Raw genomic sequence first — 12,931 nt, forward strand, 5'->3', positions numbered from 1 at the left:
AGGAGATCATGGTGACAGGTCAGGGTTGGGCTGGTGATAGCACTCCGCCGCATCCGGCGGCGCCACAGTCGCGCAAGAGCTCGTTGGTGCGGCCGTACGCCGTCACCGGCGGGCGCACTGCGCCACGGATGAAGTTCGCCATGGAGGCGTTGGTGTCCTCCGTGACGTCGGAATACCAAGACATTTCCCTACTAAGTCCGGAGTATCAGGCGATCATCCAACTGACTCGTAACGTTCGGTCGGTTGCTGAGATCTCCGCCCTTTTACGCCAGCCCCTTGGAGTGGTCCGGGTGCTGATCGCCGATATGGCGTCGGAGGGCCTGATCCGCGTGCACCAGCCTGCGCTGGAGGCGGGAAAGCCGGACCTCAACTTGCTCGAAAGGGTGCTCAGTGGACTTCGAAGGCTCTAGCCCCGGCCTCACCTCGACGAAGATCGTCGTGGCAGGGGGCTTCGGCGTTGGCAAGACGACGTTCGTGGGTGCGGTCTCGGAGATCCTCCCCCTCACCACGGAAGCCGTCATGACGGACGCGTCCGCCCACGTGGACGACGTCTCGCTGACGCCGAACAAGACGACCACGACCGTGGCGATGGACTTCGGCCGCGTCTCGCTGGACCGTGACCTGATCCTCTATCTGTTCGGCACGCCGGGCCAGCACCGGTTCTGGTTCATGTGGGACGACCTGGTGCGCGGCGCGATCGGCGCGATCGTGCTGGTCGACACCCGCCGCCTGGCCGACAGCTTCCCCGCCATCGACTACTTCGAAGAGGCGAAGCTGCCGTTCGTCATCGGCATCAACGGCTGGGACGGGCAGTTCGCCCACCAGGAGGAGGAGATCCGCGAGGCGCTGTCCATCGGCGGCCGCACCCCGATCGTGCGGCTGGACGCCCGGCAGCGCGAGTCGGTCAAGGCGACCCTGATCACCCTCGTGGAGCACGCCCTGACCCGCCACATGCACGAGCCGGTATAACCCGGCGTCGTGGACGCCGTCCGGGTGTGGATCCCCGGGCGGCGCCCCTGACGATGACAGGATGCCGGCATGCCGCACGCGACCCCGTACCCACTCGAACCCGGCCCCGAGCAGACCCGTGAGATGGGCGAGGCCGCGCTGGCCCTCGTCGAGGACTTCCTGCGCGAGCTGCCGGACCTGCCCGCCCTCGCCGCGACGGACGCCGCCCTGCTCGCCGGCCTGCGGGAGCCGGCCCCCGAGCACGGCAGCCCTCTGCCCGCCCTGCTGCGGACGGTGGCCGCGGCGGCCAGGCAGGGCGGGGCGAGCGCGGGGCCGGGCTACCTGGCGTACGTGCCGGGCGGCGGGCTGTACGCCGCCGCCCTGGCCGACTTCATGGCCGCCGCGCTCAACAAGTACGTGACGGTCTGGGACCTCGCGCCCGCCTGCGCCCAGATGGAGGCCACCGCCGTCCGCTGGCTGGGCGACCTGTTCGGCCATCCGGCCGGGGCGCGCGGCATCCTGACCTCCGGCGGCTCGATGGCCAACTTCTCGGCGATCGTCACGGCGCGCACGGCGCTGCTCGGCGAGCGCTTCCTCGACGGCGTCCTCTACGTCACCGACCAGACGCACGCCTCCTCCGCCAAGGCCGCCCTGCTGGCCGGCTTCCCCAGGGCGAACCTCCGCACCGTGCCCACGCTGCCGTCCCTCGCCATGGACCCGGCCGCGCTGACCGGCCTGATCGCGGCGGACCGGGCGGCGGGCCTGCGCCCGTTCCTCGTGATCGGCAGCGCGGGGACGACGAACACCGGCGCCGTGGACCCTCTGGCGGAGCTGGCCGGCATCGCCGAGGCCGAAGGGCTCTGGTTCCACGTGGACGCCGCCTACGGCGGGCCGTTCCAGCTCACGGCGCGCGGCCGGGCCCTCATGGACGGCATCGAGCGGGCCGACTCGATCACGCTCGACCCGCACAAGGCGATGTTCCTGCCGTACGGCATCGGGGCGCTGCTGGTCAGCGACGGGGCGCGGCTGCGCGCGGCGCACCACCTGGGCGCCGACTACCTCCAGGACCTCGCCGCGGAGGAGGAGATCCCCAACTTCACCGAGTACTCACCCGAGCTCACCCGCGGCTTCCGCGGCCTCCGGCTGTGGCTGCCGGTCAAGCTGCACGGCCTCGCCGCCTTCCGCGAGGCGCTGGACGAGAAGCTGGACCTGGCCTGCGTGGTGCGCGACGCGCTGGTGGAGTCGGGGTTCGAGGTGCCGTGGGAGCCTCGGCTCACCACCGTGGCCTTCCGCTGGGTCCCCGAGCGCGGCGACGCCGACGCCTTCAACGCCCGCCTGCTGCGCCGGATCAACGCCGCCGGGCGGGTGCTGCTGTCGAGCACCACGATCGGCGGCCGGTACATGATCCGGGTGTGCGTCGTGAGCCACCGCACCCACCGCGACCGGATCGACGAGGCCGTCGCCGCCATCCGCACCGCCTGCGCGCGGCTGTGCGAGGAGGAGGACGCCCGCCCGGTCAGGAGCGGCGCAGCAGGAGCGTGACGAAGCCGAGCAGGTCGCGGTAGCCGCCGAGCCACATGTCGCGGTGCTCCCGCGCCGCCCGCAGCGCCTCGTCGCCGTCGGGGCCGGGGTGCTCGGCGGCCCAGCGGGCCAGGCTGCCGGTCCAGGAGAACTCGTAGTCGTCCCATTCGGCCCGGTCACTGACGTGGGCGTGAACGGTGAGCCAGCCGCCCGACTCGGCCTCCGCGATCGTGCCCGCGAGGTCGGGGAAGACGCCGATCTCCGCGGCCAGCTCGGGCGTCGGCGGGCGCTCCCAGAACCCCTCGCCCACCAGCGCCAGCCCGCCGGGGCGGACGAACCGGGCGAGCGCCTCGGTCGTCCCCTTCAGCCCGCCGAAGGCGTGCGTCGAGCCGACGGCGAGCACCAGGTCGTACGGCTCCCCGGCGGGGAAGTCGCCGGCGTCGGCGAGCCGCGCCGTGAACCGGCCGGCCAGGCCGCGGGCCGCGGCGTCGCGCTCGGCGGCGTCCAGGGCGTGCGGGGAGAGGTCCACGCCTTCGGCGACGGCCGACGGCACCAGCTCCAGAACCCGGAGCGCCCACGCGCCCGGCCCGCAGCCGAGGTCGAGGACGCGGGCGCCCTCCGGCAGCGCCGCGCGCCGCACCAGGCGGTCGAGCGAGACGTCGGAGACGGGCGCCGCGACCGGGTGGTCGGTGTGCGCGATGGCGCTGATGAGCTGCCGGTCCATCAGACGACCGCGGCGTGCCCTCGGACCAGGCGGCCCACCTCGGCACGCAGGTGCACGAAGTCGGGGTGCTCGCGGGTGGTGATCTGGTCGCGCGGCTCGGGCAGGTCGACCTTGAGGTCGCCGACGACGTGCGCCGGCGCCTTGGACAGCACCACCACGCGGTCGCCGACGTAGACGCTCTCGTCGATGTCGTGCGTGATGAGCACGATCGTCATCTGGTGGTGGCCGCGCACCTTGAGCACCAGGTCCTCAAGGTCTTCCCTGGTCTGCGCGTCCACCGAGCCGAACGGCTCGTCCATGAGCATGAGCGTCGGCCGGTAGGCGAGCGCCCGCGCGATCGCGACCCGCTGCTGCATGCCGCCCGAGAGCTGGAACGGGTATTTGCGCTCGGCCCCGGACAGACCGACCGACTCCAGCGCCTCCATGGCGGCCTCGCGGCGGGCCTTCTTGTCCATGCCCCTGCGGCGCAGCGGCAGCGCGACGTTGTCGGCGACCGACATCCAGGGGAACAGCGAGCGGCTGTAGTCCTGGAACACCACGGCGAGGTTGTCGGGGGTCTGGCGCACGAGGTTGCCCTCGACCTTGACCTGGCCGCCGGTCGGGCTGATGAGCCCGGCGATCGAGCGCAGCAGCGTGGACTTCCCGCAGCCCGACGGCCCCACGATGCACAGCAGCTCGCCCTCGGCGACGCTCAGGTTGAGACCTTCGATGGCCCGGTGCTCGTTGGGGGTGCCGGCGCCGTACACATGGGAGAGATTGTCTATCTCGAGCAATGTGCTTCCTAGGGGGGCGAGACCGCGGAGGAGGACCGCGACTCCGGAAGGGTCGGAACTCGACTCTAGCGGAGCGGGCAAAGCTGGAGGAGTCGGTCAGGTAAACCTCTTCCGGGCGTGATCTTACTCGGGGAGACCCGGACTGTCATGGCGCACGTACGCTCCACGACTCCCGCTCGTTGAGCGCCCGCACGTCGGCGTCCGAGATGGCCCGCTGCGCCGCCGCCATGGCGGCCAGTTCGGCCTCCGTCAGCACGTCCGCGACGTCGCGGAAGCCGTCAGGCGCCCGCTCGGTCACCAGGGCGATCGTCTCCTCGACGGGCAGCGACCGGTGCGCGCGCACCAGGGCCGAGGTGGGCGGAAGGCGTTCGTCCTCGTACGCGCTCAGCGCCTCGGCCGGATCGTCGTACGAGGCCAGGCACCGGGCCAGCACCCGGGCGTCGAGCACGGCCTGGGAGCCGCCGTTCGAGCCGATCGGGTACATCGGGTGGGCGGCGTCGCCGAGCAGCGTCACCCGTCCCTCGCCCCAGCGCGGCAGCGGCTCCCTGTCGACCATCGGGTATTCGAGGATGCGGACGGTGGCGGCGAGCAGGGCCCGGATGTCGGCGGGGGCGTAGGCCCAGCGCGCGAAGTGCGGCGCCACGTCGGACAGCCGGCCCTCCCGGCTCCAGTCGGCGGCGGCGACCTGGCCGGGCTCGGCCACCTTCACCTCGGCCACCCAGTTGACCAGCCGGGGGTTGGCCGCCGAGATGTGGTAGGTGACGAACTTGCCGGCCGTGTTGGAGCCGCCGACCAGCACCGTCGCGCCGTCGAGTATGGGGTCGGCCTCGGCGACGCCGCGCCACATCCTGATGCCCGCCCACAGCAGCGGATCCCCGGCCGGGTGCAGCCGGGCCCGCACCGCCGACTGCACGCCGTCGGCGCCGACGAGCACGTCCACCCGCTCGCGCAGCACCTGCCCGTCCGCCCGGCGCAGCGTGACGAGCACGCCGTCGCCGTCCTGCGCGCAGTCCTCGAAGCGCACCCCCGTGCGCACCGGGACGCCGCACTCCTCGACCGCGGTGAGCAGCGCGAGCTGCAGCTCGCCGCGGTGGATGCTGTATTGAGGCCACCGGTAGCCGGCCGCGCGCCCGCGCGGCAGCGCCAGGATGACGTTGCCGTGCCGGTCGGCGAAGGTCATGGAGCTGGTCTCGACGCCGAGCGCCGCCAGGCGGCCGGCCAGCCCCAGCTCGGTCAGCTCGCGTACGGCGTGCGGCTGCAGGTTGATGCCGACGCCGAGCGGTCTGATTGTCCGCGCGGCCTCCACGACCACGCATTCCAGCCCGGCCGCGGCCAGGCTCAACGCGGTGGCGAGTCCTCCGACTCCGCCGCCCACGACCATGATCTTCACCGTTGCCCCCTAACCAACGGGCTCCTGCGCCGCGCGGTGCCAGCCGAGCACACGCCGCTCCACGACGAGGAACACCTCGTTCAGCAGATAACCGAGCACCCCGAGCAGCACGATCGCGGCCCACATGGCGGGCAGGTCGAACATCGAGTACGCCTCCGTGAGCTGGAACCCGATCCCGTTGGTGGTGCCCGGCAGCAGCTCGGAGAAGACCATGACGATGAGCGAGAGCGACAGCGCGAGCCGCAGCCCGGCGAACATCTTGGGCAGCGCCGACGGCAGCACCACCAGCCACAGCCGCTCGGCCCGCGAGAGCCGGAACACCTGGCAGGTCTGCAGGTGCAGCGGCTCCACCGCGCGGGCGCCGTCGGCGGTGTTGAGCAGCACCGGCCACACGATGCTGAACATGATGAACGCGAGCTGCATGCGCAGCCCGAACCCGAACACCACCAGGAACACCGTGACCAGCGCGGGCGGCGGCACGGCCCGCAGGAACTGCAGCACCCCGTCGAGGTAGTCGTAGACGCGGGCCGACAGCCCCACCGCCAGCCCCAGCACGACCCCGGCCAGCGCGCCCCCGGCGAACCCGACGGCCATCCTGCCCAGGCTGGGCAGGATGTTCTGGACGGCGACGTCGCTCAGGAACAGCCGCTGCGGCGGCCCCGAGAACCACATCGCCTGCATCCGCGTCACGATCGTGCCGGGCGTGGGGAAGAACGCGCTGCCCGCGACCCTGGTCGCCACCTCCCACAGCAGCACCAGCACGGCGAGCACGAGCCAGCGGAACGCGGTCGTCCGCACGCCTCTCCGCCGGGCGGCGGCCCGGGGCCGCCGGGCGACGCGCGCCGGCGCGGCTACCTCGGCTGTCGCTTTCACGTCTGCTCTCCCAACCGGGCGTGGTGCCAGCGGAACGCGCGCCGCTCGAAGGCGACCAGCAGGGCGTTCACCGCCACGCCGAACAGCCCGACCCAGCACACCCCGGCCAGGATGTCGGTCATGCGGGCGGGCACCGCGATGCCGGCGAAGTAGATGAACACGCCCATGCCCTCGCCCCGGCCGGCCACGATCTCGGTGCTGACGGTCAGGATCAGCGCGATCCCCGCGGCCAGCCGGACGCCGGTCGTGATGAACGGTGCCGAGGAGGGCAGCGAGACGCGCAGCAGCACCGACAGCGGGCCGAAGCCGTACGACCTGAGCGACTCCTTGGCCAGCGGGTCCACGCCCCGGAGGCCGTACATCGTGTTGTAGAGGATCGGCCACAGCGAGGCGTAGACCACCAGCGAGATCCGTAGTTGCAGGCCGGTGCCGATGACGAGGGCCACCAGCGGGATCAGCGCGACCGACGGGATCGGCCGCAGGAACTCCACGACCGAGCGGGTGGCGGCGTCCACGACGGGGACGCTGCCGAGCAGCAGCCCGAGCGGCACCGCGGCGACCGCCGCAAGACCGAGCCCGACGGCCCAGGCGAGCAGGCTGGTCAGGGCGTGCGCGCGGAAGGCGGGATCGAGCGCGAGCGTCCCCATCCGGGCGACGATCTCCGTCGCGGGCGGCAGGAACTCGCGGTCGGCCAGGCCGGTGCGGCTGACCAGCTCGATCAGGGCGGCGAAGGCGAGGGCCCCGACCGCCCGCCGCGACCACCGTACGGTGGCGCGGGCCGGACGGCCGGGGGCCAGGGCGGTGGCGGTCACGCTCACCCGGACGTGGTCGGGGACATGAGCGTCTTGACCTCGATCGCCTTGGTCAGCCAGCGGGCCTCCAGCATCCAGTCGGCCACCCGTTGCAGCCGCACCGGGTTGTCGCTGCTGGAGAAGTAGGGGAAGGTGACCGTGGCCGCGGTGGCCGCGTCGATCTGGGTGAAGGTCGGCAGCACCTTGGAGACGACCTCGCGGTTGTTCTCCATGAGCTTGGCCGCGTTGTGGATGGCCCGTTGGAAGGCCGCCGCGACGTGCGGGTTCTTGTCGTACCACTCCTGGGTGCTGACGTAGCCGGAGATCGGGAACTCGGCGGCGGGGCCGGAGGCCGGGTCGAGGATCTTGCGGGCTCCCATGGTGGAGGTGGCCGCGGTGACCATCGGCTCGCCGAGGTAGGCGGCGTCGATCTGGCCGCCCTTCCACGAGGGCATGATGTTCTGGAACGTCACCTGCACGTACTTGATGGACGCCGGGTCCACGTTGTTGGCCTTGAGCACCTGCGTGAGGGCCAGCTCCTGGAAGTTGTGCAGGACGTTGACGTTGATCGTCTTGCCTTCGAGGTCCTTGGGCGTCTTGATGGGCGAGGTGGGCAGCACCATGATGCTGAGCGAGTCGGGGGCCGCGCGTGAGCCCTCGGCCAGGATGCGCAGCTTGAGCGTGCCCTTGTCCTGGGCCTGGAACATCGACACGTAGTTGCCGAACATCGCGTCGATCTCGCCGTTGAGCATCATGGGGATGGCCTCGGGCGCGGCCTGGACCACCTGCGGGGTGACCTCCAAGCCCTCCTTCTCGAAGAGCCCCTGGTCGATGGCGACGTAGAGGGCGGCGCTGTCGATGGCCGGCAGGGTGGCGACCTTGATCTTGGTCTTCTCCAGGCCGCCACTGGCGGCGGCCGGTGGGGCGCTGGCGGTCGTGCCGCCGCCTGAGCTGCAGGCTGCGGCGAGGGTCAAAGCGAATCCGATGATGGCGGCCCTGGCGGGACGGCCAAGCCTCATGTCAGGGACTCCCTTCAGATGGAGCCAGGGGGGACCGGGCGGCTTTCTGCTGCCGGCGGCTCTTGCGCCTGACGCGCAACAGGGCTCGACCGTAGCACCAAATTAGTGGTCATTATCGAGAAGATAACACTTGTGGTTGCAATGTCTGCTTGCCGCTATATCGTGAAAATTTGACGACCGGTAAGTAACTAGAGGTTTGTCCAGTTTGGGAATGGAGGTGTGAACGAGACCGACGTTACTGGCGTGGCGGTTCTGATGAAACCCCTATGGGTGAGGAAGAGGCCCGTGGGGCGATCTCTTACACCTTGTTTCCGCAGATAGACGGCTGTTTACCGATTCTGGCGTAATTTTCGGACACTCAGGGACAAACTTCTCGATCGAGCACGATCAGTGGTTGGCCACCACCGGCCCATGTGCTCAAATGACGCTTATCTTGACGTACTAAATTGCCCCAACGCGCATTTACCTGCAGGGTCACCGAGAATTCCCCTCCCGGGGCGAGAGGTTGCGAAGGCAAGTGAGAACGCAGAGCGCTGAAGCTTCCGCCGACCGCGAGCCGCACGCGCACCAGAAGCAGCGCCAGAAGCAACGGCCGGCCAAACCCTCCTCACGCAGGTTCGGGCTGGGCAACTGGCACGTGCGGTCGCGCCTCATCGCGCTGATCGTCGTTCCCACGGCCGTGGCCGTGGGGCTCGGCGGGCTCAGCGTGATCACCTCGCTCAACGACGCCAACACCTACCAGACCCTCCGGCAGGTCGCCGAGTTCAGCGAGCAACTCGGGGCCGTCACCCACGAGCTCGCCTTCGAACGCGACGAGACCGCGCTGTTCATCGCCCAGGGCCGGCCAGGCAGCCGCGAGGCGCAGCTCCAGACCACCTACAGCGGCGTGGACGCGCTGATCGACGAGGCCAAGGAGCGGGGACAGGCCATCGCCGACACGCACGGCGACTCCGTGCGACCGGTGCTGCGCCGTCTGGAGGAGATCCCGACGCTGCGCGCCACCGCCGTCAAGGGCAAGATCCAGCCGCTGCCGATGATCGACAAGTACTCCCAGATCATCTCCGCGCTCCTGCAGTTCCACGACCAGGTCGGCCAGGTCGCGGTGGACGACCAGGTCAACCACAGCGCGAGCGCGATGGCCGCCATCGCGAGGGCGAAGGAGCAGGCGTCCAAGCAGCGCGGCATCCTCGCCAGTGCCCTGGACAAGAAGTCCTTCGACAGCGGCGAGCTGGACGCGCTGACCGACGCCAAGGCGCGCGAGGAGAGCGAGGAGACCCTCTTCGCCACGCTGGCCAACCTCGACCAGCTGGAGCTCTACCGCAACATCGTGGTCGGCCGCGACGTGGACCAGACCGACCTGTTCCGGCTGCGCGCCATGGCGCAGGCGTCCGAGGGCAAGGAGCTGAGCATCGGCGCCTCGCCCAGCAGGGACGTCACCACCTGGTTCGACGTCAGCACCGGCAAGATCGACGCCCTGCGTGAGGTGGAGAAGGACCTCGCCTCCTCGGTGATCCTGCGCGCCCGCGGCCTGGAGGAGGGCGCCAACCGCGCGGCGATGATCTCCGGCGGCCTCATCCTGCTCCTGCTGCTCGTCGTGGTGGCGATCATCTCGCTCATCGCCCGCTCGCTCATCCGGCCGCTGCGACGGCTGCGCCGCGAGGCGCTCGACATCGCCGGGCAGCGCCTGCCGGAGACGGTGAAGGCCCTGCGCGAGAGCACCGACGGCAGCCCCGGCCCGGTCGCCCCGATCAGCGTCGACACGCACGACGAGATCGGCGAGGTCGCGCGGGCCTTCGACGAGGTCCACCGCGAGGCGGTCCGCCTGGCCGGCGAGGAGGCCCGGCTGCGCAGCAACGTCAACGCGATGTTCGTGAACCTCTCGCGCCGCAGTCAGACGCTGGTCGAGCGGCAGATCACCTTGATCGACGGTCTGGAGCAGGGCGAGCAGGACGAGCAGCGGCTCGGGAACCTGTTCAAGCTGGACCATCTGGCGACCCGTATGCGGCGCAACAGTGAGAACCTGCTGGTGCTCGCCGGTCAGGAGCCGCCGCGCCGCTGGAGCCAGCCGGTCAAGCTGGTCGACGTGGCCCGCGCCTCCCTGTCGGAGGTCGAGAACTACGAACGGGTCGTGCTCCAGGTGCCCGACGGCGTCTCCGTCGCCGGCCAGGCCGTCAACGACGTCATCCACCTGCTCGCCGAGCTGGTGGAGAACGCGCTGTCGTTCTCGCCGCGCGAGACCCGGGTGACGGTCTCCGGCAGCCGCATCGACGGCGGCGGCGTGATGCTGTCGATCACCGACTCCGGCATCGGCATGACCCAGGACGAGCTGATCCAGGCCAACGACCGGCTGACCGACGCGCCCTCCGTGGACGTGTCGGTCTCCCGGCGGATGGGCCTGTTCGTGGTCGCCCGCCTGGCCCACCGGCACGGCATCCGCGTACAGCTCCGCCCGCACGCCTCCGGCGGGCTGACCGCCATGGTGCTCATCCCCGAGAACATGCTGGGGACCCAGGCCCCGGCGCACGCGGCGGGGATGCCGTCGTTCTCCGGCAACCAGCCGCCGTCGTACAACCCGCCGCCGGCCTTCGACCAGCCGTCCTTCGGCCAGCCCTCCTCGGGGCACCCGTCCTTCGGCCAGCCGTACGAGCGGCCGCCCGCCTTCTCCGGCACGGGCGGCGGGGGAGGGGACGAGCCCTACTCGGGCCCGCACCCGGCCCCGCCCGCCATCGACTGGCCGCAGCCGCCCGCCCAGCTCGGCCCCGGCCACCCGTCCTTCCCCTCCGGCCCTTCGGGCCCCGAGAACAACGGCTGGCCGAACACGCCGGGCTGGCAGCCCGACGCCGCCTCCTGGTCGGCTCCGGAACCGCACGGCTTCGACGCCTCCGACGTCTGGTCCCCGCCCCGGACCTCCGCGTGGAACGGCGGCGGCCTGCCCAGACGGCCCACGCCCCCGCAGCCGCCGCCCGGCGGCTGGAGCGGCGACACGATGCCGCCGCAGCGTCCCGGGTTCGAGTTCACCGACGACTCCGGGGACACCGGCCCCATACCGGCGGTCCCTCCCGCGGCCGGCGGGGACGACTACTTACCGATCTTCGCCGCGGTCGAGTCCGCCTGGTTCGGCCGCGACAAGACGTGGAGCAGCAGCAAGGCGGACGAGGGATGGAACGCTGCGGAGGCCGTGGTGGAACCGGTACGTGACGGATCGACGGCCGCCGGCCTGCCCAAGCGGGTGCCCAAGGCCAACCTGGTGCCCGGCTCGGCGGGCACCACGGCCGCGCCCAAGGGCGTGACGCCGATGCCGTCGGTCTCGCCCGACCGGGTCCGCAACCGCCTGTCCAGCTTCCAGCAGGGTTACCGGGCGGCGCGGGACGACATCACCGAGGGCAAGGCGTTCTCCGCCGGCTCGCGGAACGACGAAAGGGAGGAGGGCGCGTGAACGACCTGAGCCACGCGGCACGCGGGGTGGATTGGTTGATCACCGACTTCGTCAGCACGGTCCCGGGTGTCGCGCACGCGGTGGTCGTCTCCTCGGACGGGTTGCCGCTGGCCGCCTCGTCAGGTTTCCCGGCGGATCGCGCCGACCAGCTGGCGGCGATCGCGTCGGGTCTGGTGAGCCTGACGCAGGGTGCGGCCAGGGTGTTCGAGGGCGGTGCGGTCAACCAGACGATCGTGGAGATGCAGCGCGGGCTGATGCTGATCATGTCGATCAGTGATGGTTCGTGCCTGGCGGTGCTGGCCGCCCCGGACTGTGACATGGGTCTGGTGGCGTACCAGATGACGCTGATGGTCGAGCGCGCGGGCCAGGTGCTGACCCCGGCTGTGCGCGCGGAGCTGCGTGCCAGCCAGACCAGGTGATGGAATGACGGATCCCAGATGGAACAGCGGCGGTTGGGCGCCCGAGTCGCAGCCCCAGTCCCAGCCCCAGCCGCAGCTGAACCCGGACCCCGCGTCGCCCGTCCGCCCCTACGCCGTGACAGGCGGGCGGACGGCGCCGCGGGTCAAGCTGGCGATGGAGGCCCTGGTGTCCTCGGCGACCGCCGAGCACCGGGAGTTCTCGCATATCACGCCGGAGTACCAGGCGATCAGCCAACTGTGCCGGCAGGTCCGGTCCGTCGCGGAGGTCTCCGCCCTTCTCCGGATCCCCCTAGGCGTGGTCCGCGTGCTGATCGCTGACATGGCGGCCGAGGGCCTGGTCCGCGTGCACCAGCCACAGCTGGAGGACGCCGGCCGGCCCGATGTGAACTTGCTCGAAAGGGTGCTCAGTGGACTTCGCAGGCTCTAGCCCCGGACTCACCTCGACGAAGATCGTCGTGGCCGGCGGCTTCGGGGTGGGCAAGACGACGTTCGTCGGCGCGGTGTCGGAGATCATGCCGCTGACCACGGAAGCCGTCATGACCGACGCCTCCGCCGGCATCGACGACCTCGGCATGACCCCGCTGAAGTCGACCACGACCGTGGCCATGGACTTCGGCCGCGTCTCGCTGGATCGCGACCTGATCCTCTACCTGTTCGGCACGCCCGGACAGCACCGGTTCTGGTTCATGTGGGACGACCTCGTACGCGGCGCCATCGGCGCGGTCGTGCTGGTGGACACCCGCCGCCTGGCCGACAGCTTCCCCGCCATCGACTACTTCGAAGAGGCGCAGCTGCCGTTCATCGTGGGCATCAACGGCTGGGACGGACAGTACCCGCACAGCGACGGCGAGGTCCGTGACGCCCTCACCCTGGCCCCGCACATCCCCATGGTGCGGCTCGACGCGCGCAAGAAGGACTCCGTCAAGAACACGCTGATCGAGCTGGTCGAGCACGCCCTCTCGGTACGGATGGCCGTGCCGGGCTGGGGCGGCTGACCCCGCCGCCCCGCTCTCCGTTGCGTCCTGCCGCCGCGACGG

Annotated in this window: 13 protein-coding genes; 7 read left to right on the forward strand and 6 right to left on the reverse strand. The window is 71.1% G+C overall.

Going from position 1 to position 12,931, the window contains the following annotated elements; genetic code table 11:
* The first annotated feature begins 8 nt into the window (after positions 1 to 8).
* The 3 genes from BMW85_RS43805 (at position 9) to BMW85_RS43815 (ending at position 2,490) form a co-directional block, all read left to right on the forward strand.
* A complete protein-coding gene (locus BMW85_RS43805) occupies positions 9 to 410 on the forward strand; it encodes a DUF742 domain-containing protein (protein WP_084685891.1) in 402 nt (133 codons plus the stop codon).
* The gene (locus tag BMW85_RS43810) at positions 391 to 969 is read left to right on the forward strand and encodes a GTP-binding protein (protein ID WP_091093456.1); all 579 of its coding nucleotides are present in this window, start codon (positions 391 to 393) and stop codon (positions 967 to 969) included. The genes BMW85_RS43805 and BMW85_RS43810 overlap by 20 nt, the downstream gene beginning before the upstream one ends.
* 69 nt (positions 970 to 1,038) lie before the next feature.
* Positions 1,039 to 2,490, forward strand: a complete 1,452-nt coding sequence (locus BMW85_RS43815) for a pyridoxal phosphate-dependent decarboxylase family protein (protein ID WP_177241187.1) — start codon at positions 1,039 to 1,041, stop codon at positions 2,488 to 2,490.
* On the opposite strand, the gene BMW85_RS43820 is transcribed toward BMW85_RS43815, so the two are convergent.
* The 6 genes from BMW85_RS43820 to BMW85_RS43845 all read right to left on the reverse strand — a co-directional run bounded on the left by BMW85_RS43820 (position 2,465) and on the right by BMW85_RS43845 (position 8,039).
* The gene (locus BMW85_RS43820; RefSeq protein WP_091093457.1) at positions 2,465 to 3,193 is read right to left on the reverse strand and encodes an SAM-dependent methyltransferase; all 729 of its coding nucleotides are present in this window, start codon (positions 3,191 to 3,193) and stop codon (positions 2,465 to 2,467) included. The two genes, BMW85_RS43815 and BMW85_RS43820, sit on opposite strands and share 26 nt — an antisense overlap.
* Positions 3,193 to 3,966, reverse strand: a complete 774-nt coding sequence (locus BMW85_RS43825; RefSeq protein WP_218156199.1) for an ABC transporter ATP-binding protein — start codon at positions 3,964 to 3,966, stop codon at positions 3,193 to 3,195. Before BMW85_RS43825 ends, BMW85_RS43820 begins: the two co-directional genes overlap by 1 nt.
* 145 nt (positions 3,967 to 4,111) lie before the next feature.
* Positions 4,112 to 5,347, reverse strand: coding sequence for an FAD-dependent monooxygenase (locus BMW85_RS43830; protein ID WP_091093583.1), 1,236 nt, complete (start codon positions 5,345 to 5,347; stop codon positions 4,112 to 4,114).
* A gap of 18 nt (positions 5,348 to 5,365) precedes the next feature.
* Positions 5,366 to 6,229 carry an ABC transporter permease gene (locus tag BMW85_RS43835; protein WP_245775432.1) on the reverse strand — a complete coding sequence of 288 codons (864 nt, stop codon included), beginning with the start codon at positions 6,227 to 6,229 and terminating at the stop codon, positions 5,366 to 5,368.
* The gene (locus BMW85_RS43840; protein ID WP_091093460.1) at positions 6,226 to 7,047 is read right to left on the reverse strand and encodes an ABC transporter permease; all 822 of its coding nucleotides are present in this window, start codon (positions 7,045 to 7,047) and stop codon (positions 6,226 to 6,228) included. Before BMW85_RS43840 ends, BMW85_RS43835 begins: the two co-directional genes overlap by 4 nt.
* Entirely contained in the window at positions 7,044 to 8,039 is a 996-nt protein-coding gene (locus BMW85_RS43845; protein ID WP_091093462.1) for an ABC transporter substrate-binding protein, read from the reverse strand. The genes BMW85_RS43840 and BMW85_RS43845 overlap by 4 nt, the downstream gene beginning before the upstream one ends.
* Positions 8,040 to 8,556: 517 nt before the next feature.
* Here BMW85_RS43845 and BMW85_RS43850 point away from each other — a divergent pair.
* Genes BMW85_RS43850 through BMW85_RS43865 form a run of 4 tightly spaced genes read left to right on the forward strand, consistent with a single transcriptional unit; the run spans position 8,557 to position 12,889 of the window.
* Positions 8,557 to 11,475, forward strand: a complete 2,919-nt coding sequence (locus BMW85_RS43850) for a sensor histidine kinase (RefSeq protein ID WP_143082612.1) — start codon at positions 8,557 to 8,559, stop codon at positions 11,473 to 11,475.
* Entirely contained in the window at positions 11,472 to 11,894 is a 423-nt protein-coding gene (locus tag BMW85_RS43855; RefSeq protein WP_091093466.1) for a roadblock/LC7 domain-containing protein, read from the forward strand. Before BMW85_RS43850 ends, BMW85_RS43855 begins: the two co-directional genes overlap by 4 nt.
* A 4-nt stretch (positions 11,895 to 11,898) precedes the next feature.
* Positions 11,899 to 12,321: a DUF742 domain-containing protein gene (locus BMW85_RS43860; RefSeq protein ID WP_091093467.1), complete on the forward strand. Its 423-nt coding sequence runs from the start codon at positions 11,899 to 11,901 to the stop codon at positions 12,319 to 12,321.
* Positions 12,302 to 12,889, forward strand: a complete 588-nt coding sequence (locus BMW85_RS43865) for a GTP-binding protein (protein WP_091093469.1) — start codon at positions 12,302 to 12,304, stop codon at positions 12,887 to 12,889. The genes BMW85_RS43860 and BMW85_RS43865 overlap by 20 nt, the downstream gene beginning before the upstream one ends.
* The last annotated feature ends 42 nt before the right edge of the window (positions 12,890 to 12,931 follow it).

It is taken from the genome of Nonomuraea wenchangensis, assembly GCF_900111685.1.
GTDB lineage: Bacteria > Actinomycetota > Actinomycetes > Streptosporangiales > Streptosporangiaceae > Nonomuraea > Nonomuraea wenchangensis.